This is a genomic window from Methylophilales bacterium (assembly GCA_019823025.1).
Taxonomy (GTDB): domain Bacteria; phylum Pseudomonadota; class Gammaproteobacteria; order Burkholderiales; family Methylophilaceae; genus BACL14.
In genome coordinates this window covers 82,707-108,276 of record CP081940.1, presented here as the reverse complement: position 1 = coordinate 108,276, position 25,570 = coordinate 82,707, and the positions used below count along the sequence as shown (strand labels likewise).

Genomic DNA, 25,570 nt, shown 5'->3' with positions numbered 1-25,570 from the left:
TTTACATCATCATTATCATTAATCAACCTATGAAATTAATTTCAACATTAATACTAACTTTTCTCTTATCGGGTTGTTTTATTTTTGGTGATCCCGTTGAATTTGATGAAACTACTGGTCAAACACCTCAGTGGATTCTATCCAGAGGTGAAGCTTATGCAGCTAGCAGTGACTGGCCCTCGGCAATTAGAGTGCTAGAAAAAGGAGAGCAACGTTACCCCAATTCAAAGCTTGCTCCACAGTTTAAATTAGACCTAGCTTATGCATATTATAAATTTTCTCAAGATGCTGAGGCTATTGCGATGCTTGATAAATTTATTAGACTATACCCTAATCATCCAACAGTTGACTATGCATTCTATTTAAAAGGAGTCGTTCTATTTGTAGATAGAGGCTTAATGGATAAATTCACCCTTCAAGACATTAGTGACCGTGATGTTTCACCACTTAAAGAAAGCTTCAAAGCCTTTGAAATTGTTGTAGAGAGATATCCTGACAGCAAATACTATGATGATTGTATAATCAGAATGACATACCTAATGAATAAAATGGCTGAAAACGAAATTCATGTAGCAAGATACTACATGAAACGTAAAGCCTACATTGCTGCGCTTAATAGAGCACAGTTTGTGCTTAAAGAGTATCCACAAACCATTCACCAAGAAGAATCTTTAGTTATTATGATTAGCGCTTATGAGTTTCTTGGAATTCATGATCTTCAGAAAGATACTGAAAAAATACTTAAATTAAATTATCCTAATAGCCAATTTCACACCAAAGACCTCCAGGCTAAAAAGAAAGATTGGTGGAATATTTGGGATAGTCTTTACGATTAATTAGAAATATTTTTTTTATTCAATTTTTCTCTATATTCGTTTTTAATTTTTCTTCTTGTCACAAGACCGGTTTTCCTCGGTTTTAAATCTTTTTTATCAAAAGGATTTTCAGAATTTTTTAATAAAACTCTTATTGGTGTACCAACTAATTGAAATGATTTTCTAAAAAAAGACTCCAGGAAGACAATGTAATCTTTTTTTATTTCATTTAAATGATTACCGTGAATAATAATTTGAGGCGGATTCAAGCCGCCTTGATGTGCATATTTCAGTTTTGGCCTTATACCCTTAATAATCTTTGGAGGATGAGAAATTAATGCGTTTTCAAGAACAGAATTAATTTGTGGCGTAGAAAGTTTTTTTTGCGATGATTGATATGCTTTTTTGATAGCTCTCATCATTTCTGAAAAGCCTCTTTTATTAATAGCCGAGATAAATACCACCTCAGCAAAATTGACAAATGAGAGTTTTCTATCTATCTGAATTTTTATTTTATCTTTTTCATAGTCATCTAACAAATCCCATTTATTAATAACTACAACCAAAGACCTTCCAGTTTCGATTACAAATGCAAGAATATGCAAGTCTTGAGCTGAAAGACCATCCTTTCCATCAATAAGTAAAACTACAATGTTTGACTGCTCTATTGCATTAAGTGTTTTGATAATTGAAAATTTCTCTATCGTTTCAAACACCTTCCCTTTCTTTCTTATACCTGCCGTATCAGTTAAGGTATAAGTATCTTTCCCCCAAAAAAATTCTGTTGAAATTGCATCTCTTGTTGTTCCAGGTTGGTCAAAAGCAATAAATCTATCTTCCCCAAGTAAGCCATTTATGAGGGTAGACTTTCCAACATTGGGTTTACCAACTATCGATATTTTTGGATGTTTTTCATCCTCAATTTCTTCTTCACGGTTTTCATCAAACGTTAATAAAAAATCTTTGAGGGCTGAAATTCCCTCTCCATGAGCTGAAGACAGTCTAATTAAATTTGAAAATCCGAGTGAATAAAAATCTACGAATGCTTTTTCATCTAAAATACCTTCTGCTTTGTTTACCGCAATAATTTTTGGCTTTTCATTCTTTCTTATAATGTCAGCAATATGTTCATCAGTTGGATGCAATCCTTTTCTAGAATCAACCATAAAGACAATAATGTCGCTTTCATCAATAGCTTGTTTTGTTTGAAGAGCCATTTCTTGCACAATTCCCTCTTTATTCTTTGGCTCAAACCCACCTGTATCAACTAGTAGAAATTGACTATCTTGAATTTCTAACTTCCCATAATGCCTATCTCTTGTAAGACCAGGCATATCAGCTACGATTGCATCCCTAGTTTTCGTTAAACGATTAAATAAACTCGATTTACCTACATTAGGTCTGCCAACTATGACGATACTCTTCATTTTTTTTTGACCAACTAATTTATTTTTAAACTAAGCCTAATAACAATTTTTTCTTTTTCTATTACCTTTATTTCTAATATCGCCTTCATCAACGTCACACATTTCGTTTGTTGGAGTTTCAACGGCCTTACTAGACTCATCAGGCACACTAGGCTCATTAAGTTCAGTAGGCTCCTTTATAGTATTTTCATCGATGTCTTGTTGTTCATCAATGTTATCTTTAATTATCTCTTCTGAAACATTTTTTACTTGCAAATAAAAAACATTACCTTCAAGATCAATTCCTAATATTTTATTATCTCCAATAGAGTGAATATTTTTTCCTATAGGGACACCAGATGTAATTTGAGCTCGACCTTCAACAATGCCTGTTTCAGAATTTAGAAGGTGAATGTATCCATCAAAATCACCAACTGCAATTTGGTCACCTACAATAATTGGATCAGTTATTCTTCGGAACTGTAAGTCAGCGTTTCGCCAATTTGTTTTTCCATTTCTTTTAGAGTCTAAGGAGTAAATTGAATCGCTCTTATGAGTTAGATATATATCAAAACCATCAAAAACAAAATTATTAAAGCTTGAAATTTTACGAGTCCAAATGATACTTGCGCTTCTTCTATCTATTGATGTTAAATCACCTGAAGTTGAAACTGCGTAAACTTCAGAATCGTTAATTATTGGCTTACTTAAAACATCAGTAAGTCTATCAATATCTGTAACTCCTTTTATTTGAGATATATTTGCCTCCCATATAAATGCGCCACTTTTTTGGTGGACCGCAACAAGCTTTCCTGCACCAAATCCTCCATAAATAACCCCATCTGAGAAGGTTAATGATGATGTACCATTGAATGTTAAAGAAGGTGATGAATGAGCATACCTCCAATCAATGTCACCTTGCTTTAAATCAATTTGTAAAATTTCATAGTTAGCAAGTCTAACGTAAGCTTTTTTATTATTAATGACTGGTGTGGTTAAAACCTCACCATCAACAAATATTTTCCAAATTGCATTACCTTCACTATCAAGGCACCATAGATAACTTTTTTCCGTAACAAACAGAATATATTCAAAATCCCCTCCTACACCGATCATTATCTCTTCAGAAATTTCTTTTTCCCATACAGTTTCACCTGTTGCCATTTGCATTTTTCGCAAGCTTCCATCACTAGTAGCAGCTATGACAAAATCTTCAGAAAATATAAGATTTAGATTGTGTGCATCATTGTCACCAACCTTATTCTCCCAAAGTAGCTCTATAGAAACTTTTTTATCATAAGGTTTTATTTCAGTTGGGATATTATTAAATTCATCTGCAAAATACTGATCATCCATTTGATCAACAAAGTCTTCAACTGGCCCAATAAAACAACCAAATAAGAGTGAAGTAAGAAATATTAGAGGGATTAACCTCATTGACTAATTGAATTTAATTTATTCTCAATTACTTTGTGAAGCTCTCCTTGACCGCCAAAGTAGTTAAGGGCAAGTTCATACGATTTGATTGCATTCTCCTTATCCCCCTGGGCGAGATAGATATCGCCCTTTAAATCATTTGCTAGGCCAATGTATCCCTCAGTAATGATTTTATTTGCTACCTCAAGAGCCTCTTCAAGCTTTTTCTCAACTAAATATAAATTACCTAAAAGATAATTTGCCATAGATTGAATTGATGGTTCAATATTTTCACCTGAAGCCCAAATAAGTTCTTTTGCAGCAGCAGAATAATCCCTAGTCTCTACTAAAAGCTTAGAATAATAAATACTTGCTCTGGCTGCATAGGGCGAATTGCTGAAATCATTTTGAAGTAAACCTACTTTCAATTTGATTTCATCAATATTGTCGATTTTAGATACCAACACATCCTGGAAAATTTGAGAAGCCTCTTCATCTCTAGACTCACTGACACTCACCAAGTATTGGTAAGTAAAAAAAGCGACTAGAAGTACTGCTATTGCTGAGAATATTTTAACTTTGTGTAAATTATAAAAATTTTTAAAGTATTCTGATTGTTGTTCATCATTATCAAATGCCATTTATTCTAATTCCTTTTTGAGACTAATCCTGGAATGGATTGGATTAAATCTTTTGTATATTGGTTCTTCGGATTTTTGAAAATTATATCAGTTTTTCCCTCTTCGACGAGCTTTCCATGTCGCATTACCATGACATCGTCTGCAACGTGTCTTACTATTCTTAAGTCATGAGTAATAAATAAATAAGTAAGTCCGAATTCTCTCTGCAAGTCCTTTAATAATTTTAATATCTGGGCTTGGACTGACACATCAAGCGCTGAAACAGGTTCGTCACAAATTACCAATTTTGGTTCAAGAATCAGTGCTCTAGCGATACCAATTCTTTGCCTCTGGCCACCTGAAAACTGATGAGGATATTTTTTTAAATCAGATGCTTTTAGTCCGACATGCTTAATGAAATTTTCAATTTTTTTTCTACGAGCATCCCTATCTTGAAAATTATGGATAAGGAGTGGTTCCTCCATAATTTGTAAAATGCTTAATCGTGGGTTTAGAGAGGCATAGGGATCTTGAAAAATCATCTGAATATCTTTTCGAACATTTTTTAGCTTTTCTCCTTCTAAGTTAAGTATATCAAGACCATTGAACTTAACACTCCCTTCATCAAGATTAACAAGGCGGACTAAACTTTTTGCAAGTGTTGATTTTCCACTACCCGATTCGCCTACAACGGCCATTGTCGTTCCTTGATTGATAGAAAAACTTACATTATCAAGCGCATGAATATTAGTCCTTACCCTAGAAAAAAATCCTTGAGTTTGCACATAGGTTTTTGATAAGTTATTTGTTTGCAAGAGCTTCTTCATAGTCTTTGTATAGCCCTATCTAACTTTTCATAATCTATTGGAGTTAATTGTTTTTTTCCTAATGCATCTGGAACGCATCCTAGTAAGGCTTTAGTGTATGGATGTTTCGGTTTTTTGAGCACTTGATTTACTTCCCCTCTTTCGACAATCTTTCCCTTAAACATAACAATCACATCGTCGGCAATATCCTCAACAACACCAAAATCATGAGTAATAAATAACATAGACATATTTAACTTACTTTTTAGATCATCTAACAATTTGAGGATTTGAGCTTGAACTGTCACATCAAGCGCAGTGGTAGGTTCATCAGCAATAAGTAACTTTGGATTACATGACATTGACATTGCAATCATGACCCGCTGTCTTTGCCCTCCTGATAATTCGTCAGGATAACTACTGATTCTTTCAACAGGAATCCCGACAAGCATTAACAATTCTTCAACTTTATTATTAATCTCATTATTTGGTAAATCAGAATGTACGGCTATGGCCTCTTTGATCTGATAACCAATTGTTAAAACTGGGTTAAGTGAGGTCATGGGCTCTTGAAAAATCATGGCAATATCAAGACCTCTCTTTTCTCTTATTTCAAGCTCACTCATTTTGCAAATATCTTCGTTGTTAAATAAAATTTCTCCAGACATTTTTAATTGTGGGGACAGTAATCTAATAATCGAGAGAGCAGTTAAGCTTTTACCGCTTCCAGATTCACCAACAATACATGTTGTTTTGCCACTCTTAACAGAAAAGGAAATATCATCAACTAAATTAAGTTTAGTATCTACTTTAGTTCTTATTGATAAATTATTGATTTTTAATATATATTTATTCATTTTTATTAAATATTTTGTTTAATAAAACTTAGTATATCTTTCTCTTTTACTTCTGTTTGAGAGCCATCTTTACGAATAAGTTTCACCTGGATAAGATTGTTTTTTAACTCATCTTCACCAATAATGAGTGCAATTGTTGCATTACTTTTGTCGGCTTTTTTCATTTGTGATTTAAAGCTTGCTGAATCAAGATTTACAGTGACTTTGTAATTTTGATTCCTTAAGTTTTCTGCAATAGTAAAAGACTTATCTCTCGATTCATTCCCTAAATTTACAATATAAATATCTGGGTTAATATCATTATTTTCAAAATCTGTATTCTCAAGCAATAAAATAATTCTCTCAATACCAATGGCAAAACCACATGCTGGCGTTGGTTTTCCACCTAATCTTTCGACTAAGTAATCATACCGTCCACCACCCGCAACAGTTCCCTGACTACCTAATTCACTAGTAATCCATTCAAAAACTGTTCTGTTGTAGTAATCCAAACCTCTGACCAGCCTTTTATTTAATTTAAAATTAACCTGATTGTCTTTTAAAATCTGACAGAGTGAATTAAAATGCTTGTTAGCATCTTCATTTATCGAGTCAATTAATTTAGGTGCTTTTTCAAGCATATCCTGCATACGAGGATTTTTACTATCTAATATTCTCATTGGGTTTTTATACAGCCTTCTTTTAGAATCCTCATCTAAGATCTCTGTATTTTTTTCAAAATAATCAATTAATTCTTTTCTGTAACGCTCTCTGTCATCAATATCACCAATTGAGTTAATTTCTAAGCGAATTTTTTTCTCTAAACCAAGCGATTTCCATAGCCTACTCAACATAATTATTTGTTCAGCATCGCTTGCAGGGTCTGTAAAACCAAACGATTCAATACCTAGTTGATGGAATTGTCTTTGTCTGCCTTTTTGTACATTTTCGTGCCTAAACATAGGGCCTCTATAAAAAAGCTTTATAGGTCCGTTATAGGTTAAGCTTCCTTGAATAACTGCCCTAACACATCCTGCCGTACCTTCTGGACGCAATGTTAACTTGTCTTCATTTAGCTTATCAGTCCAGCTATACATCTCCTTTTCGACAATATCAGTATGCGTCCCGACACCCGCTTCAAATAATTCTGTTGCCTCAATGATTGGGAGTCCAATCTCTTCATACCCATATTGATCAAAAATTGACAAGCACTTTGATTCAAAATAACGCCAGACCTTTTGAATATCTGGGGCAACATCGTAAAATCCTTTTATAGATTGAATCTTATTAACCATCTAAGATTTATTTTTTCTCATAATTGTTTTGAATATATTTTTCAATGATACCTTTAAAGTCTTCACTTATTGACGAACCTTTCAATGTAACGGTTTTTTTTCCATTTTCATAAACAGGCGCTACAGGGAGTTCACCTGTTCCTGGTAAACTGATACCAATATTAGCCATTTTTGACTCTCCAGGGCCATTAACAACGCAACCCATCACTGCTACGCTCATATCTTCAACATTATTATATTTCTTTTTCCAATCTGGCATAGCCTTTCTTAAATGACTTTGTATTTCACCAGCTAATTCTTGAAAGTAGGTTGAGGTTGTTCTTCCACAACCTGGGCATGAAATGACAAGAGGTGAAAAAGAGCGTATGCCCATGGTTTGTAATAACTCTTGCGCAACAATGACTTCATTTGTCCTTGATTCTTCTGGCTCGGGGGTTAATGAAATTCGAATTGTATCTCCTATCCCATGTTGTAAAAGATACCCCATGGATACTGCCGAGGAAACAATCCCTTTAGACCCAATACCAGCCTCTGTAAGGCCTAAGTGTAAGGGGTAACTACATCTTTTTGATAAGCTGGTATAGACCTCAATTAAATCCTGAACATCACTCACCTTGCAAGAGACAATTATTTTATTATTTGCTAGCCCCAGTTCCTCTGCTGCATTAGCACTGTCTATGGTTGATCTAATTAAAGTCTCCTTCATCACTGATTGTGATGTTAATGGATTTTTTAGTTTTGCATTTTCATCCATTAAACTCCTTAAAAGATCTTGATCTAAGCTTCCCCAATTTACACCAATTCGAATCGGCTTATCAAAATGTATTGCTGTTTTAATCATTGCTGAAAACTGTTCATCTCTCTTACTGCCTTTACCAACATTACCTGGATTAATTCGGTATTTATCAAGGGCATTTGCGCAAGCAGGATATTTTTCTAATAATTTATGTCCATTAAAATGGAAATCCCCAACAATTGGCGCATTACATCCATTATCAAGTAACTCTTTTTTTATATCAGGCACTGCCTTCGCTGATTCTTCATCATTCACTGTGATTCGAACGATCTCTGAGCCAGCGCTCCAGAGCTCCAATATTTGGGCTACCGTTTCTTTTTTATTAAATGTATGGGTGTTTGTCATTGACTGAATCACAATAGGAGCTCCACCGCCTACCGCGACATCACCTACCATCACTTGAGTCGTATTTTTTTTTATCATATTAGCTTGAGCCGTTGTGTTCTTTTAGTTTTGTCTTGAACTTGCCCTGCAAGTTGTCCGCAGGCAGCATCGATATCATCTCCACGAGTTTTTCTAATTGTCGTGACTACACCCGCATCCATTAAAATTTCTTGAAAAGATTTTATAACTGTCCTTTTTGAGCACTTGTATCCACTTTTCGGAAATGGGTTAAATGGAATTAAATTAAGCTTTGATGGAACATCCTTAATTAGCTTGATAAGCTCTTTAGCTTGTTCAGCTGAATCATTGATACCCTCCAACATGACATACTCAAATGTCACGAAGTCTCTGGGTGCCCTTTCAATGTATCTAACGCAAGAAGACATAAGTTTATCGAGAGGATATTTCTTATTTATTGGAACAATTATGTCTCTCAGTTCATTATTTGACGCATGAAGAGAAATGGCAAGGGAAACTGGACAATCAAGACTTAATTTATCAATCGCAGGAACTAGGCCACTTGTTGATAATGTCACCTTTCTTCGACTTAAACCATAGACAGCATCGTCTAATATCATTTCTAATGCATGAACGACATGCCTGTAGTTAGCTAAAGGCTCTCCCATCCCCATCATCACGACATTCGTGATGATGCGCTCATCACCGCTTAATAGCATATAATTTTCTTGCTCACGTAGTTTGTTGTTGGCTAGCCATAATTGCCCAATAATCTCAGCAGATGTTAAATTTCTATTAAAGCCCTGCCTACCCGTAGAACAGAATGTGCATTCTAATGCGCAACCTACTTGCGATGAAATGCACAGCGTGCCACGATTTTCTTCTGGAATAAAAACAGTTTCAATACCATTTTTAGTTCCCATATCTAATAACCATTTGCGTGTTCCATCAAAAGACAGATGATCAAATTCTATTGCAGGAATTTCAATTTTAGCTTTATTAATCAAAGATTCACGAAATGTAATCGCTAAATCAGTCATTTTGGAAAAATCTCTTTCCCCAAAATGATAAATCCACTTTAATAACTGTTTAGCCCGATAAGGCTTATGGCCGGATTTTTGGATATATTCGGTTAATTCATTGCAGTTAAAATCGAGTAAATTATCCAAAAAAGCTTAACCAAAGAAATATTCAATCTCTATTTTAGCATTTTCTAATGAATCAGAACCATGAACCGCATTTGCGTCAATACTATCAGCAAAATCTGCTCTAATAGTTCCGGCATCTGCTTCCTTAGGATTGGTTACTCCCATCAATTCTCTATTTTTTAAAACGGCATTATCACCCTCTAATGCCTGAATCATGACTGGACCAGATGTCATGAATTTGACTAAATCATTAAAAAAGGGTCTTTCCTTATGAACAGCATAAAAACCTTCAGCCTCCTCTTTTGTGAGATGAACCATCATAGCTTTTACAATTTTTAAATTCGCCTTTTCAAATCTTGTGTATATTTCTCCGATTACATTCTTTGCAACTGCATCAGGCTTTATGATTGATAATGTTTGCTCCAGTGTCATTTTAAAATTCTCCAGAAAATTTATTAAATAAACCTATTAAAAGAGCGTTAAAATAACATTTTTAAAGCATAAAATAAATTAAATTTAACCAATATTAATTATGTTCCTCACTATAGCCTTTTATCAGTTTGTTAGCCTTGAAAATATCGAGCAACTCAAAGCATTTATTTTAAAATTTTGTCAAAAAAATAGTATCAAAGGAACAATCTTATTGGCCTCTGAAGGAATCAATGGAACCATATCTGCGGATGAAAAAAAAATTCAGAAATTTATTAAATTTATCAAAGAAGATTCCTTTTTTAAGAATAATTTTAAAAATCTCGAACATAAAGAATCATGGGTATCAAAAAACCCTTTTTATAGAATGAAGGTGAGAATAAAAAAAGAAATTGTCGCTCTGGGAGTTAAAGGCATAAGTCCAACAAATAAAGTTGGTAAATATGTTAATCCAGAGGACTGGAATGCACTAATTGAAGATCCAGATACGATTGTTATTGATACTAGAAACAATTACGAAGTGGATATTGGTACTTTTAAAAACTCTAATAACCCTCAAACAAAAACATTCAGAGAGTTTCCTTCCTTTGTGGAAAAAAATCTCGAAGATAAAAAGCAGCAGAAAGTCGCAATGTTTTGCACTGGTGGAATTCGTTGTGAGAAAGCAACCTCTTTAATGCTAGAGAAAGGATTTAAGGATGTGTATCATCTCAAAGGAGGTATCTTAAAATATTTAGAAAATATTCCCAAACAAGAAAGTTTATGGGAAGGAGAATGTTTTGTCTTTGATCAGCGCGTCGCAGTCACACATGGTTTAGATGAGGGGCAATATGATCAATGTTATGCTTGCAGACACCCCCTATCACCAAAAGAAATAGAATCAAATCAATATACTAAAGGCATCTCTTGTCCCTATTGCTTTAATAAGCTAAGTGAGAAAAAAAAAGCTGGAGTAATTGAAAGGCAAAAACAAATTATGTTATCAAAATCAAAAGGTAAAAATCATATTGGTGATAATAAAAATTTAACAAAGGATAATTTATGAGAAAGATCGGATGGGGTATTTTAGGTGCAGCAAGAGTTAACCAGCGTCTTATGCCTTCGATTGCAAAATCAAACATGGGTGAGTTGATAGCGATTGGCAGTAGAAGGCCTGGTGCATCTAAAGAATGCTTAATAAAGAATCTACCAGAATATGAAGATAAAGTATCCTGTTTCGATGGATTTGATCAAGTCATCAGTCATGAAAAAGTCGATGTAATCTATATACCACTCGCAAACGAGGAACATACTGAGTTCGCCTTGAAAGCAATAAGAGCAAAAAAGCATGTTTTGATTGAAAAGCCCATGACGATAAAATCTGAAGAAGTAGAAACTTTAATCGAAGAAGCCGCTAAAAATAACGTCAAAATTATGGAAGGATTTATGTATGCTTTTCATCCACAATTTGATCGAATTATGAATACAATTAAATCAAATATTTTAGGTGAAATAAACTACGGACACTCAATGTTTTCATTTCCAATTCAACCTGCGAGGTTTTATCGTATAAATCGTCCGATGGCTGAAGGAGGTGGCGCACTCTGGGACATAGGTCCTTATGCAATTCATACAATAAGACAATGTTTTAAAGAAAACCCTGTGAGAGTTAAAGCAATTGCTAAACTTAATGACTATGGTGCAGATATTTCAACAAGTGGCTTAATTGATTTTGGTAACTCAAAAAGGGCAACGTTTGATATTAGTTTTGAATGTACGCGAAGATCAGAATTTGAGGTATTTGGACCTTTAGGAAGGGTTAAATGTCCAATAGTATGGCAATCGGAGGACAAACAAGCAAAAATAATTATCAATACAGAAAGTTCTGGCTTAACTGAAGAGGTTGTCCCAGCAGCTAATCACTTTAATTTAGAGATTAATCATTTCAATAAAGTTGTTAGTTCAGATATACCTGCCAAATTATCAAATGAAGACACATTGTGGAATGTAAAAACACTTGAAAGCATTCAACTTAGTATTGAAAAAAATGATTGGGTGCAACTTTGAGTAAAGCAATAATTTTTGACTTTGATGGAACGCTTGTTGATTCTGAAAAAACTATACGCAAATGCTTTCAAAACATAACTTATGAATTAGCCCCCGAACGAATCAAATTTGCAAAAAATATCCTGATTGGACCCCCATTAAGGGATACAGCATCTGAAATTTTAGGGCCTAGGAATCAAAATCAACTAGATCAATTTGTTAGGCAATTTATTCAAATGCATGATGATCAAGTTATTTTACACACCCAACCTTACATTGGTGTTCATAATCTTTTAAAGAAATTAGCTTTAATGAATATTCCCATGGCTATTGCAACAAATAAGAGGAAAGCACCTACGATCAAATTGATTGAACATTTTGAATGGGCCAGCTATTTCTATACAATACAATGTAGTGACACTCGATTTCCGACAAGGAATAAAGATAATATGTTAAAAGATATTATAAATACAGATAATATATTTATGAATTCTTTTTTTGTTGGTGACACAGTAAATGATGGATTAAGCGCAAACGCTCATAAATTAAAATTTATTAGGGCTAAATATGGTTACGGCCAAACTCAAGATTGGTCAAAAATTGATGTAATTAAGTCAATTGAGTCATTCTCAGAACTTGAAATAATCTTAAACTAAATTGTGATTAATCCAAAAAATCTTTAATCTTAAACTGTGGATTAAAATCAGGGACAAGTTTTTTTAAAAGCTCTTGAAGTTTTTCGTTGTCATTATCATTTACTGCATTTATTAATTCTTCCAAAATAAGCTCAAGCTTATCCCAAGCAATCATATCCTCTTCCGCACGCATTATCTTTGAATTGTCTGTATTGCTTACATTATCTCCTAACAAAAGCTCCTCAAAAAGTTTCTCTCCGGGTCTCAAGCCTATATACTTAATTTCAATATCCCCATCAGGATTAATCTTATCTTTTACTTTTAGACCAGAAAGTCTTACCAACTTCTCAGCTAACTCTTTAATTTTCACTGGCTCGCCCATATCTAGAACAAAAACATCACCTCCGGAACTCATAGCACCTGCCTGAATTACTAATTCTACAGCTTCAGGTATCAACATAAAATACCGCGAAATATTAATATCGGTTACTGTTATTGGCCCGCCCTCCTTTATCTGTTGTTTAAATAAAGGTATTACAGAGCCGCTCGAATCAAGAACATTACCAAAACGTACCATAGAAAATTTTGTAACAGATTGCTTAGAAGCCATTGCTTGCAGAATTAATTCAGCTACTCGCTTAGTTGCTCCCATTGTATTTGTCGGTCGAACAGCTTTATCTGATGAAATCAAAACAAAAGTTTCTATATTATATTCGATAGATGCGTTGACACAATTCAGAGTGCCGAAAATATTATTATTAACACCCTCCGTAATGTTTAACTCTACAATTGGGACGTGTTTATAAGCTGCTGCATGGTAGATTGTATTGACTCTAAATTTCTTTAAAACACTGTATAGCCTAGCTTTATTTAAAACGCTCCCCAATAAAGGATAAACATCAATTGAATTATTAATTTTAAAAAGTTCTTTTTCAATTGTATAAAGTGCAAACTCGCTAATCTCATATAATATTAAAGCCTTAGGTTTTAAGCGAACTATTTGCCTACATATCTCGGATCCAATTGATCCTCCTGCTCCCGTAACTAAAACAACCTTGCCAAGGATATTTTTATCTAATAGCTGTTTGTTTGGAAATACTTTGGGGCGACCAAGTAAATCCTGGATACTAACTATTCTTAAATCACCAACACTTACTTTACCCTCAGCTAGTTCTGCTACGCCAGGTAACATGCGGACCGTTACTCGAAAAAGTTCTAATTTACTAACAATCTCTAATTGTCTGGCTCGAGAAGCTGAAGGTATAGCAACTAGTATTTCATCGACATTATATTTATTAATTAAATTCGAAATTTCATTTGCTGAATATATATTTAGACCTGCAATAACATTACCTTGTAATTCTTTTGAATCATCTATAAAACCAATTGGATTGTATTCATGAGAGAGGGCTAATGCACTGGTTAACTGAATACCTGCATCACCTGCGCCATAAATTATAACTTTTTTACAATTTATGCCTAATTGTCTACTATCTTTAAGATCTCTTTCTTTTGTGAGGATCCAGTGTGCAACAATTCGCAAACCTCCAACAAATAGTAATGATAGAAACCAATTAATTATTATGACCGAGCGAGGAAAAATTCCTTCAAAAGGTACTATAAATAAAAGGATGCCCCACACGAGAGAATACAATGTAACTGCATTGACAATAATCCATAGAGCCTTAAAGCCAAGGAATCTAATGATTGAACGGTACAAACCAAATTTTATAAAGATAGGTATAGCAACAACTGGTGAAATCAAAATTAAATAAATTAGGTTGCTTTGAGGAAAATACCAATAACCAAGGCGAAGATAAAATGAAAGAAAAATTACTAATACAATTAACCAAGCATCGACGAAAAGCATAATAAGCTTTTTTTTGGCTCTTGATAAGTTAATAAGTGTATCTATCAAAATAAAATTGATTAATTAGTTAACTTGAAATTATAAGCTTTTTACAGGGCTAATGATATTAATCAATGAAGGTAAAAAAAATTACTAGTGTCTAATATTTTCTCGATTGAAAACCTTTAAAATAGTCATCCATATTATTTTCATATCAAACCAAAATGATTTTCTATTAAGATATTCAAAATCAAATTCTACTTTCTCATTTATTAATAACTCATCCCTACCATTTACTTGTGCCCAACCTGTAATTCCAGGTAGCAATTTATCTAAACCTTTTTTAGATCGTAAAGTAATTAATTTTTTTTGTTTAAAGAGTGCGGGGCGTGGACCTACAAAACTCATATCTCCTTTTAGGATAGAAAAAATTTGAGGTAATTCATCTAGGCTAGTTAATCGTAAAAATTTTCCAATAGGAGTAAAGTAAGAATCAGGATTTTCAAGAAGATGTGTCTCAATAAGTGGAGTATCTTCGATCATAGATCTAAACTTTGGCATCATATAAATTTTATTATCTTTACCAACACGTCTTGACCAGTATAAAACAGAACCTGATGAAGTAAGAAAATTTAAAGGACTTATCAAGATAATGATTAAAAGACATGGAAGTATCAATAAAACGGAAAATATAAGATCAAATACTCTTTTCATTTTTTTATTAAGTGAAATCTACTAAAAAACGTTCAATACAAGCATCAATAATAAAAATATAGCATGACTTGTTTTGCGTCTCAAATGCCAAAAGTTTTTTATTAAAAATAATCTATTAAGTGTAAAATTATATTTAGTATTTATTCTCAATAAAGAAAATATTTTTTTTATTTCATTACGATACCAATTATTTCTAATTTTTTTAATACGATTTATAAAGGCATTTATACCAAAATTAGCGCCAAAAGAATTATTTTTATGTTGACGATATTTCATCAATGATCTTGTATCAATGCCCCATTTAAAACCTTCATTTCTGCAAAAAGCATAAATCATCCAGTCATGAGATTCTACTTGATTAATTCTTTCCCAATTCCTTATTAGAAATTTTTTAAATTTTTCCATTGGCTGCTTACAAATAACATACGTACAACCAGGTCCCGCAGACTCAAAAAAATAATCGAACTTTTTTTGAGGTAAAGCTTTATTTATAGTTACTTCATTTCCATTTTCCCAGAATGCAATTACATTTGAAGAGTATCCATCTAATTTTTTTTCTATTATGTAATCTACAGCACATGATAATTTATTTAAAAGCCAAATATCATCTTGATCAGAGAATGCAATATAATCATAAATATTAAGATTTACATCTCTTATTAAACGAAAAAAATTTTTTCCCGCGCTGCCAAAAGATTCGCCATAAGGTAGGATAATAATATTCTTATAGGTGGATGCTAATTCCTCACATTTTTCTAATGTTCCATCATTTGATAAATCAATACTTACATAAATGTCAATATCTACATCTTTTTGATATAACAATGATTCTATTTGTTTTTCAATCCAAAAAATTCCATTATAAGCTGCTAACAGAACTGCTATTGATGGTCTTTTTTTCATGGATAGGTCTATCAAATAAATTGATTATAAAAAGGATAATTGATTAATCATTTTACTTTACTTTACTTTACTTTACTTTACTTTACTTTACTTTACTTTACTTTACTTTACTTTAGAAATTAAAACTTAGATTTATACTTTAAAACAATATATTTTTTTATCACTAAACTTAATAAAATAGACCTTAGTATAAAAATTTTTACAAGAGATCTTTTGGTAACAAGATTAGTTACATTTTTTGAGTGCCTACAATAGTAGCCTTGAACAGCATCGATATACATAGTTGTTTTTCTTATTAACGAAAATTGAGATATCCAATGATCGTAGTAACATATAAAATCTTTCGGAAACGGATATAGAGTCTCAAGAAAATTTCTCTTTATGGCAATTTGGCAACCAGTAAATCTATTTTTTGCTAAATTAATTAATGTAGAACTTGTGTAAGGATAATGGTCATTAACCGTTTTTTTAGAAACTATTCCAGAAACCTCAACAAAAGCATTAAGTGAAATTAATTCGACGGAGGGGTTTTTTTTAAAATTATTTTTTATATTTAAAAGCCTATCTTTAAACCAAAAATCATCTTGATCAGAAATTACAATAATCTCAGAAGTGGCTTTTGAAAAACATTTTTCAAAAGATCTATTAATACCTAATCTGTATATATTCTTTAAAATAATGAAATTTAGACCAGAATTCTGCAGCATTTTTTTTGCAATTTTGACGGTATTATCATCTGAAAAATCATCTAATAATATAATTTCATCTGGTAAATGTGTTTGTGAAAGAATCGATTTGAGTTGTCTCTCAATAAATGACTCTCCGTTAAAAGTAACTAAACAAACTGATATACTCATTTTTCTATCAACGTAACAAACCTATAAGTACAATTAAAATCTAAAGTTGAGATCATTAATTTTTTTATCATTAAAAACATCCTTTCATAATTTTTCTTTGATTTAAAAATTAAATTTACTAGTAAATTTATTTAATAAAAGATTGGCGGTCATTAACAGTTTTTTTGTATTATTTGCTTCAACTAAGTATTTTTTTATTTTACCTTTACTTGACCTATGTTCAGTGCCAAGCATATAATTTGCATATTCTTCAATCTCTTTTACTCCTTTGTTATTCCATCTCAAAACATGTTCATCAGCACCTCCATCTTTCTTTAGATGTAATTCATATATATTTTGAAGTTTTTTTGGGAATTTTTTAATAAGTTTTAATCTATTTTTTTTAATAATCTTTTGATCTCGTAAATCATATATCTCATCAATTATCTCAATTTTAACTCCTGAAGCAGCAGCATAAAAAAGATGTGATCCTCCTGCATTTGAAATCATTTCTTTTGTACTATAGAACATTTCGGATAACCTTGTTAATGATGACAAGTCACTAGCATGAGCCCCTTTTAAAATTTTTATATTTCCGAGGTCAATTCTTTTATTTTTAATATAAAAATAATCACTTAAGCCCAAACAAATGGCGTCACAATTATATTTTTTTATTATTTCCCTCCACTTGGTATAATCTTTTTTTTGGTTTCCAATAATTGAATGAGCTGGCATAAATAATTTATTAAAAAAAATTTTTTTCTTTTTTTCGATATGAGCCTTCGTATAGATAAATGGCATTCCTACTGCGATAGATTGCACATTTTGATCGCTTAAAATTTTTACTGTATCTTCATTATTCACAAGGTGTACTGGTAAATGTCTTTCGTTAAAATGAATTACAATTGAGCTATCAACTAAATTTTTTAAAATTGGAGATAGTCCATGCATCCAGGTAGCTTTGTAACAAATTGGTAATGATGAATTATTACCAAAAATTAATTTTGAGGCACCATAAAAATCTGCTTCCTGAAATAAAATTTTTCTCATTTTTTATGTTGAAATTTGTAAAGCAAATGAACTGATGCTTGATATATCCTTTGATGTGTCGTCAATTTCCTTAACAGAAAATAATATTCTGGAGAGGGATTCCTTATCAAAGGATTCATTATGAAGCATAGGGATTGTTGCATACTTGCTTGGGTCCCATTTAAAATTTAATTTTTTTCTTTTATTCGATAGTTGAATTATTCCTGTTGTGCAACCTAATCCTCTTGAAGAGGAAACAAGAGTTGATGCTGGTAGTGTATGATTAAAATCACCATCCAAATTAAATAGCTCATTATCTTCACCTCCATTTGCGCAAAATAACGTTGTGTTGCCATCACTAAATTGATTCAATAAAGTTATTATTCCAAGCCTAACACTTCCAATAATCTTTTTACATTTTGAGAAGTCATAACTTAAAAAAACTTTTTCAGTATCTGGTGAAACCTCAATTATTTTTACTATTGATCCAATATGAGTATTTATTCTTGAACTAATCTGAATATATCCATTACTTTTAATAGCGAATTTTGGATTTACTTTTTCAAGATCTGTAACTCGCTTTCTCTGAAGAGGTAACTCAACTATTAAACCTCCGGAATAATAATCTGCACCTAATGAAATACTTGAAAAATGTCCATGTGCTAATGTGCCAATACATTGTTCCATTTTATGGGATAAAAATGAAAGGCCTTTAATAGCCATTCCTCTTCTTATATTTAATTCTAGCCTTATTCTCTTTGTGGTGATGGTTAGAAAAATTCCCTCATCATCAAGACAAATTTTAAAATCACCGTAATGGCCAATAGCAGATTTTAAGGTGTCGCATTTCTTTTCTTTTTTAAAAATATTTCTAATAGAATTATTAATTGAGTTTTTATCTAACAAATACTTCATTTGAGCTAATGCTTTGTTCCATTTTTTGTCTGTAACATGTGTGCGTAAGTCACTTGACCATAATTCACATAATGCTTCCCAATCATAAGAATTATTATTTTTAAACTTATTGAAATGTTGTTCAATACGATGACAAATAGTATTAATCCAAATGTCATTTCTTCCAGTAAGAGCCCATCTTACTATATTATACTTATCCTGTTTTTTAACTGGTATTGGGTAAGCTGAACTAACTAACTTTGAGACATATTTATCATTATTATTTGTGCTGATTTCTAATGCCCTTGAAGGTGAAATAAATTCTATTTCAGTTTTTGAGGAAATAAAGTTAAGTAGTGTTTCGATCCTTATCCATTCCCCCTCATGATGAGTTGGTCTTTCTTCTTTAAACCTACCAGGACGATAATCAAAAACTTCGGCATCATTACAGTAAATAGGAAGAAGAATTTCGTTATTGCCAATACGTTTTTTAAGGTAATTTAAATAATCACTTATAGATAAATCACCATATGCAAAATGCTGTACTTTTTGAAATAAAATTGAATCAGACCATAATACAGGCATTTCCATAACATTGACTCCCTTAGCATGCGTTGGGACTTTGTTGGATATTTTTTTAGTATTTATTGCTAGATTAATATTATCTCGATCCATAATAAAACCTTTATAATTAAATTTATCATACAAATCTACAAGGCTACTTGAGAAAGCCATTTCATTTACTAAGGCTATTTGAGGTCTCTGATTGAGAATTTTTTTGTAAGTATTAATTCCTAATTTTTGATTCCATTCATTTGACTTAAAGGGGACTAAAGGTCCAATTATCTGGCAATAACCACTACCTATTAATTCACAATTTCCTGAATTCAATAATGCTTTAAATCTTTTAATCCAGAGATCATCGATACGTTCAATCTGCTTTAAAGTCCAGCCTGTTAATTCAATACCAACTGGAATACCAGTTTTTTCTATAAGGTTTAGCAATGGATGATAACAAGTTCGAATAACATCCTCCCATGCCTCTTCCTCAATAGACGAGAATGCTAGATTGAGGTGAAAAACCAAATATCCTTTTGCTTTCATTTAGGCCCTATAAGCGAAATAATTTTTTTTGACAGTTGTGATGTTCCATTAATTGACATTTTTTTTAATGCATTTATTGAATATTTTTTTGCAATCTTATCATTCTTCATAAGATTAATAAGGCCTTCAATTGCCTGCTCAGTTGTTTTTGTAACCATAGCTACATTCTCTTCAAATAAACTATTTAACTCGTCATTGTCTTTCATACCATATGGAGAGAAAACAACTGTTGGTACTCCATACTGAAGTACTTCAAAGAAAGATATTCCAAATACTGTCATTACATAGTTGCTTTTTACTATTAATGCATCAAGATGCTCTGGGGAGTCATGAATAATCCAATTTAGACGACATTTTTTTGGTAACTTTGGAGTTCTAGAAAATGGCCCTTTAACCCAGTGGATCTCAATATTATTAGCTAACAACCTATCTAATTTAGCAGGAAGCGTTTCTACTAAATTTGCAGCATCACTCCCACCCGTTAGGATTAGAACTTTTGATCCTGGTCTCCAGACCTTATGCTGAAGCCTCTTCTTAATCAAGAAGCTATCCCATCCTGACTTAAACTCACAAGTACAATCTGAATGTTTATCGCAATCAAAATTAAATGATGGAACCCAAATTAGATCAATTATATTGCAATACTCAATAAGTGAATCAATACTTATGATACATATATTTAGTTGCTTTAGTTTATAGAATAATTTGCCAAGATTATTTATATTATGCTTTGGATAAAGATCAAATACCAAAGCATCAAAACTATTTGAATCTAAGATATTTTCAATAATAGAACCAAAGTTCTTTTTAAGTGAAAAATTATGGACATTATAAGTAGCTAACTCATTTTTTTTAATTAGATCGCCAAAAATTAAGAACTCCGAAACAATACTTCTATCTTTTTTCAATGAGTCGGCTAATACAAGAAGTCTAGAAAGATGACCGATACCTATGTCTGGACTTAGAAAGCATACAAGAAGGATTTTAGACATCTATTAATTCATTTTGATGAAAAATTCTTCCGGATTGATTTTAATGGTCTCAATCCATCAGCTGGATCTGCTCGCCATAGGCGATCAGATAGCTCAGATGGAGTTGGTGCTTTAATACCATTTCCATCCGCGGCTTCCGCATGTCTAACTTGTTTAATTACTGACCCAATTTGGTCTGGGAGCCAGCAATGTCCAGATTTAAATTCCTGACCTTTGCCGTCTAAATCTAAATGAAATTCAATAACTTTTGCATCCCATTTATTTATTGCACGATGAATAACACCAGGCTCAACGGTATGATCTGACCAACCAACTGCACAGTCTAATGATTGACGTATAGTTTCTATCGCGGATAAATTTGCTTCTGTATAAGGTGTCGGATAAGACGATGTACAATGGAGTATGGTTGGTTCACAATCAATATTTCGTAAAGTCTTTACCGCATGCTTTATTTCATTTAAGTTCGCCATACCTGTAGAAATAATTACAGGCTTTCCACTACGTGCACAAGCAATAAGTAAGTCATCCCAGAGTAATTCATAAGAAGCTATTTTGTAAAAGTCGACATAGGGCTCTAATTCTTTAACAGCTTCAATATAAAATGGAGTGCAGCTAAACTGAATTCCGTTTTCTCTGCAAGAATCTGACAATATAGGCAAAAAATCTAAAGGTAATTCCCACTCTTCTCTATCTCTATGTTCTTTTGAGTTTTCTAAAATTTCGGGAGCAAACAGTTTATCAATTTTAAACAATTGAAATTTAACAGCATCGCAACCTATTTTAGAGGCAGCATCAATAAATTCGATTGCCCTATCAATATCTCTAGAGTGGTTGCTTGACACTTCTGCTATAAAAAAACTCATGATAGATATAATAAATTAAGAAACCGTTTCAATCAAAACCTCATCGACAACTTTTTTTGCTGTTTGTTGAGCTTCTTTAAGATTACTTCCCCTGCAAATGACTACACCTGCTCTGGATGGATGCTGAGTAACTTCAGGTATTATTTCTCCTACTTTTACTCTGATTTCACACATTATGACAGATTTGCTTTCACCAACCCATTTAGGTATTTCTATTTTTATAACCTTACCTGGTTTTGGAAAAAGATATCTTTGTGAAATAGGATTATTAGATTTAACTTTTAATTCTTCTTTTTTAATATCTTCACCTAATGCTATTTTTATTGCGTTACCAACAAAATTTACACCAGTATTTAATGGAATTTCGTGAGAACAAAAATAACCTCCTGACAATCTAGCAGCAACCTCAATGATATATGGATTCTGATTTGATAAAACCATATCTCCTTTTATTACTCCATTTTTAATATTAAGTGCTTTGGCTGTTTCTTCAACTGCTTCCCTAATTAAAGATTGTTCTTTTTCTTTTAGTTTGCTTGGTAAATCCCCTCCATTCTCAATCATATTTGGAGCGTATTTTTCAAGAAACTCATAATTTCTGTCTGAAAAACCTATAGTAAAGACATCTCCATTTATGATCAATGACTCAGTACTTACTTGAGGGCCTGGCATATACTCTTCTATCATTACTCTTGCAGTTGGAGAAAAAGATTTTGCGGTTATGAATGCCCATTCAATATCAACATTTTTGGTTACTTTAAATACTCCTCTAGCACCTCTACTATCAACAGGTTTAATCACAAATGGAAAGCCAAAATTTTTAGCTTTTTCTTTAAGCTCTATAATGCTGTGTATTTCTTGGTATCTAGGTATTGGAAGTCCAGCAACCTTAAAACAATTTTTCATTAAAAGCTTATCGGCCACAATTTTGGCTGAAGCGACTGGTATGCCAGGAAGGCTTAATCCAAAAGCTACTGTAGCAACCGTTAAAGGAATATCTGAAGCCATACATATCACTCCATCAATATTTCTTTTGGAATGATGAAATTTTTTTGCAGCTAATAAAGTATGCTTCTCGTCGTATGTGTCGGCGATAATGCAGTCATCAGCAACTGCCATACAAGGTGCCTCGAGATTCCTATCAGATACTATTACATTCAATCCCATTTTCTTAGCTAAATCTACTCCAGGAAGAGTTTCTATTCCACCACCAATAAATAATAATGTTTTTTGGCCATCTCCCATTAAAAATAAAGACCACCATTTACATTAATTGTTTGAGCAGTAATATAGCTACTTTCATCAGAAACTAAAAAGACAACAGCTTTCGCAACCTCATCGAAAGACCCAAGTCGTTTTAACACAATAGATTCTGCTGCTTTTAGGACAGTTGCTGATTTTAAACCCTCTGCAGCCATATCTGAAGAAATTAAACCAACTGCTATTGTATTACATCGAATACCTTCATCTGCACCAAATCTTGCAATTACTTGTCCAAGTGAGATTAATCCAGCCTTACTAGCAGCGTAATGAGCAGTTCTTGGCCCACCGTACTGACCGCTAGTAGATCCTATATTTACAATACTTGCTGCTTTGCTTTTCTTTAGTAAAGAAAATGTCTCTTGAGACGCAATAAATGGTCCTTTTAAATTAATTGATATAACCTCATCCCAATCAGAATCAGTAATCTTATCAAAATCTGTTGGCTTGTTAATTCCAGCATTATTTATTAAGGAATCGATAGATTCCCATTCATTTTCTATTTCCCCAACAACACTTCTCCAAGCTTTTCGATCTCTTACATCACATTGAAAATTTAAAACATCGATACCATAACTTTTCACTTCTTCAATCAAGCTTTTAACTGCATCGCCACTATTCCTATATGTAAAGGCAATATTAGCTCCCTCACTTGCTAATGCAATACAAATAGCCCTTCCTAAACCTCTTGACCCACCGGTTATCAATACTTTTTTTCCTTTCAATCTCATGTTTAGCTCCCTTTCTTTCTATCAATCACTTTTTTTGCTGCATCCACAATAAATTTTGCAGTTTGTCCATATTTTTCTGCCAACTCATCGGGCTCTCCTGACTCTCCGAAAACATCTTGAGTTCCAATAAATTCAATTGGTGATGGTTTGCTTTTTGCTAAGACTTCAGCAACAGCACCCCCTAAGCCACCAATTACACTATGATCCTCAGCAGTAACAAACGCACCTGTCTCAGATGAGCACTTTTCAAGCAATTCTGCATCAATTGGTTTGATGGTTGACATATTTACAACTCTCGCAGATATTCCATCATTTCTCAAAATTTCTGCAGCCTCTAGTGCTCTTGATACCTCTACCCCACAAGCAACGATAGTTAAATCTTTTCCAGGATATATAACTTTTCCCTTTCCTATTTCAAATTTATATTCATCATTAAGTATTCTTTTTGTATCACTTCTTCCAGTTCGCATATATACCGGGCCAATATGATCCAATATTGCTTTGGTAGCTTGCTCCATTTCATGTGGGTCACAAGGTGAGATAACGGTCATGTTAGGAATAGATCTAAAGCAGGCTATATCCTCCAAACATTGTGCTGATGCTCCATCTGGGCCTGTATCTAGCCCTGGGTGGCTAGCAACAATCTTTACATTCATATCAGCATATGCAATGGAGAGTCTTGCCTGCTCAATAGCTCTAAGCATAAATACTGCGAATGTTGTTACTATCGGAATTAAACCAACAGCTGCCATTCCTCCAGACATTGCCATCATATTTTGTTCAGCAATACCACATTGAACAAATCTATCCGGAAACTTTTCTCTAAAATGATGTATACCAGTACCTCCTGCAATGTCTGCATCCAAAACTATGACTTTAGGATACTGGTTAGCCAATGAAACCAGAGTTTTTCCAAATGATTCCCTCAGAGAATCTCCGCTAGTCGCAATTAGTTCTGGTTTTTTATTCATTAATAATTGCTCCAATCTCACTATTGGAGGAACCTAACTCTAAAAGCGCTTGTTTTAGATCGGCTTTGGTCATTTTTACGCTTCCATGCCAAGTAGGAGAATTTTCCATAAAAGATACACCCTTCCCCTTGATAGTATTTGCAATTATTATTGTTGGTTTTTTTTTTACATTTCGTGCACCATCAAAAGCTAATTTAATTTCGCTAGATTTATGGCCATCTATTTCTATAACATGCCAACCAAATGACTTCCATTTATTTACTAACGGCTCAAGTCTGATAATGTTTTCATTGAGATTATCGCTTTGCATTTTATTGTAATCCACGATAGCACACAAATTATCTAACTCGTGATGAGCTGAAAACATTGCTCCTTCCCATACCTCACCCTCCTGTAATTCACCATCACCAAGCATCACATATACTCTATTATCGATTGACTGCATTTTCATCGCCTTAGCTTCTCCGATTGCAAAAGAAAACCCCTGACCCAATGAACCTGTACTTGCTTCTACCCATGGGGTAGTTAGGCGATGCGTATGAGCTTGAAGCTCGTGATTTATTTTTCTTAAACCATTCAGTCTATCTTTAGAAATAATTCCAACCTTTGCACCAACTGCATAAAGTGCAGGTGCACTATGACCTTTGGATAGAATAAAACGGTCACGAGTTAAACTCTCAAAATTATCAATGCTATAGTTCATTTCGCTCTTAAATAAAAAGTCAATTATATCTATCGCAGACAAAACGCCACCAGGGTGACCTGATTTAGCATAATATATGCTCTCAAGAGCTTTTCTTCTGAGCCAATTATTTTCCTCAATCATTATCTACTAACCTCCTAGTTATTTTTTCG

Annotated in this window: 25 protein-coding genes; 4 read left to right on the top strand and 21 right to left on the bottom strand. The window is 33.0% G+C overall.

What is annotated here, in order from left to right:
• The first annotated feature begins 29 nt into the window (after positions 1-29).
• Positions 30-836 (top strand): outer membrane protein assembly factor BamD, encoded by an 807-nt coding sequence (locus K6112_00565; GenBank protein QZP17886.1) that lies wholly within the window; start codon positions 30-32, stop codon positions 834-836.
• Here the strand turns inward: K6112_00565 and der are convergent.
• The 9 genes from der to ndk are packed head-to-tail and all read right to left on the bottom strand — an operon-like array spanning position 833 to position 9,912.
• On the bottom strand, positions 833-2,242 hold the full coding sequence (gene der, locus K6112_00560; protein ID QZP17885.1) for a ribosome biogenesis GTPase Der: 1,410 nt from the start codon (positions 2,240-2,242) through the stop codon (positions 833-835). The two genes, K6112_00565 and der, sit on opposite strands and share 4 nt — an antisense overlap.
• 36 nt (positions 2,243-2,278) lie before the next feature.
• The gene (bamB, locus tag K6112_00555; GenBank protein ID QZP17884.1) at positions 2,279-3,658 is read right to left on the bottom strand and encodes an outer membrane protein assembly factor BamB; all 1,380 of its coding nucleotides are present in this window, start codon (positions 3,656-3,658) and stop codon (positions 2,279-2,281) included.
• On the bottom strand, positions 3,655-4,278 hold the full coding sequence (locus K6112_00550; protein ID QZP17883.1) for a tetratricopeptide repeat protein: 624 nt from the start codon (positions 4,276-4,278) through the stop codon (positions 3,655-3,657). The genes bamB and K6112_00550 overlap by 4 nt, the downstream gene beginning before the upstream one ends.
• A gap of 5 nt (positions 4,279-4,283) precedes the next feature.
• Positions 4,284-5,084, bottom strand: coding sequence for an ATP-binding cassette domain-containing protein (locus tag K6112_00545; GenBank protein QZP17882.1), 801 nt, complete (start codon positions 5,082-5,084; stop codon positions 4,284-4,286).
• Positions 5,081-5,920, bottom strand: coding sequence for an ABC transporter ATP-binding protein (locus K6112_00540; protein ID QZP17881.1), 840 nt, complete (start codon positions 5,918-5,920; stop codon positions 5,081-5,083). Before K6112_00540 ends, K6112_00545 begins: the two co-directional genes overlap by 4 nt.
• A gap of 5 nt (positions 5,921-5,925) precedes the next feature.
• The gene (hisS, locus tag K6112_00535) at positions 5,926-7,194 is read right to left on the bottom strand and encodes a histidine--tRNA ligase (GenBank protein QZP17880.1); all 1,269 of its coding nucleotides are present in this window, start codon (positions 7,192-7,194) and stop codon (positions 5,926-5,928) included.
• Positions 7,195-7,201: 7 nt separating this feature from the next.
• Entirely contained in the window at positions 7,202-8,413 is a 1,212-nt protein-coding gene (gene ispG / locus K6112_00530) for a flavodoxin-dependent (E)-4-hydroxy-3-methylbut-2-enyl-diphosphate synthase (protein ID QZP17879.1), read from the bottom strand.
• Positions 8,410-9,501 (bottom strand): 23S rRNA (adenine(2503)-C(2))-methyltransferase RlmN, encoded by a 1,092-nt coding sequence (gene rlmN / locus K6112_00525; GenBank protein QZP17878.1) that lies wholly within the window; start codon positions 9,499-9,501, stop codon positions 8,410-8,412. Before rlmN ends, ispG begins: the two co-directional genes overlap by 4 nt.
• Positions 9,502-9,507: 6 nt before the next feature.
• On the bottom strand, positions 9,508-9,912 hold the full coding sequence (ndk, locus tag K6112_00520) for a nucleoside-diphosphate kinase (protein ID QZP17877.1): 405 nt from the start codon (positions 9,910-9,912) through the stop codon (positions 9,508-9,510).
• A 100-nt stretch (positions 9,913-10,012) separates the two neighbouring features.
• Here ndk and K6112_00515 point away from each other — a divergent pair, with 100 nt between their 5' ends.
• The 3 genes from K6112_00515 to K6112_00505 are packed head-to-tail and all read left to right on the top strand — an operon-like array spanning position 10,013 to position 12,590.
• Positions 10,013-10,954, top strand: a complete 942-nt coding sequence (locus K6112_00515) for a rhodanese-related sulfurtransferase (protein QZP17876.1) — start codon at positions 10,013-10,015, stop codon at positions 10,952-10,954.
• A complete protein-coding gene (locus tag K6112_00510) occupies positions 10,951-11,955 on the top strand; it encodes a Gfo/Idh/MocA family oxidoreductase (GenBank protein ID QZP17875.1) in 1,005 nt (334 codons plus the stop codon). Before K6112_00515 ends, K6112_00510 begins: the two co-directional genes overlap by 4 nt.
• Positions 11,952-12,590, top strand: coding sequence for an HAD family hydrolase (locus K6112_00505; GenBank protein ID QZP17874.1), 639 nt, complete (start codon positions 11,952-11,954; stop codon positions 12,588-12,590). The genes K6112_00510 and K6112_00505 overlap by 4 nt, the downstream gene beginning before the upstream one ends.
• 7 nt (positions 12,591-12,597) lie before the next feature.
• Here the strand turns inward: K6112_00505 and K6112_00500 are convergent, their stop codons facing one another.
• From K6112_00500 to K6112_00445, 12 genes are all read right to left on the bottom strand, one after another.
• Positions 12,598-14,487 (bottom strand): polysaccharide biosynthesis protein, encoded by a 1,890-nt coding sequence (locus K6112_00500; GenBank protein ID QZP17873.1) that lies wholly within the window; start codon positions 14,485-14,487, stop codon positions 12,598-12,600.
• Positions 14,488-14,571: 84 nt separating this feature from the next.
• Entirely contained in the window at positions 14,572-15,132 is a 561-nt protein-coding gene (locus K6112_00495) for a sugar transferase (GenBank protein QZP17872.1), read from the bottom strand.
• Positions 15,133-15,153: 21 nt separating this feature from the next.
• On the bottom strand, positions 15,154-16,035 hold the full coding sequence (locus K6112_00490; protein QZP17871.1) for a glycosyltransferase: 882 nt from the start codon (positions 16,033-16,035) through the stop codon (positions 15,154-15,156).
• Between the two features lie 119 nt (positions 16,036-16,154).
• The gene (locus tag K6112_00485) at positions 16,155-16,892 is read right to left on the bottom strand and encodes a glycosyltransferase (protein QZP17870.1); all 738 of its coding nucleotides are present in this window, start codon (positions 16,890-16,892) and stop codon (positions 16,155-16,157) included.
• A 102-nt stretch (positions 16,893-16,994) separates the two neighbouring features.
• A complete protein-coding gene (locus tag K6112_00480) occupies positions 16,995-17,921 on the bottom strand; it encodes a hypothetical protein (protein ID QZP17869.1) in 927 nt (308 codons plus the stop codon).
• A gap of 3 nt (positions 17,922-17,924) precedes the next feature.
• Positions 17,925-19,898, bottom strand: coding sequence for a hypothetical protein (locus K6112_00475; protein ID QZP17868.1), 1,974 nt, complete (start codon positions 19,896-19,898; stop codon positions 17,925-17,927).
• Positions 19,895-20,890 carry a hypothetical protein gene (locus tag K6112_00470; GenBank protein QZP17867.1) on the bottom strand — a complete coding sequence of 332 codons (996 nt, stop codon included), beginning with the start codon at positions 20,888-20,890 and terminating at the stop codon, positions 19,895-19,897. Before K6112_00470 ends, K6112_00475 begins: the two co-directional genes overlap by 4 nt.
• Positions 20,891-20,898: 8 nt before the next feature.
• A complete protein-coding gene (locus tag K6112_00465) occupies positions 20,899-21,753 on the bottom strand; it encodes an N-acetylneuraminate synthase family protein (protein QZP17866.1) in 855 nt (284 codons plus the stop codon).
• Positions 21,754-21,768: 15 nt separating this feature from the next.
• Positions 21,769-22,998, bottom strand: a complete 1,230-nt coding sequence (locus K6112_00460; protein ID QZP17865.1) for an ATP-grasp domain-containing protein — start codon at positions 22,996-22,998, stop codon at positions 21,769-21,771.
• Positions 22,998-23,744 carry a 3-oxoacyl-ACP reductase FabG gene (locus K6112_00455; protein QZP17864.1) on the bottom strand — a complete coding sequence of 249 codons (747 nt, stop codon included), beginning with the start codon at positions 23,742-23,744 and terminating at the stop codon, positions 22,998-23,000. Before K6112_00455 ends, K6112_00460 begins: the two co-directional genes overlap by 1 nt.
• A 2-nt stretch (positions 23,745-23,746) precedes the next feature.
• Entirely contained in the window at positions 23,747-24,715 is a 969-nt protein-coding gene (locus tag K6112_00450; protein QZP17863.1) for a transketolase family protein, read from the bottom strand.
• Positions 24,708-25,541, bottom strand: coding sequence for a transketolase (locus K6112_00445; protein QZP17862.1), 834 nt, complete (start codon positions 25,539-25,541; stop codon positions 24,708-24,710). Before K6112_00445 ends, K6112_00450 begins: the two co-directional genes overlap by 8 nt.
• Positions 25,542-25,570: the final 29 nt, after the last annotated feature.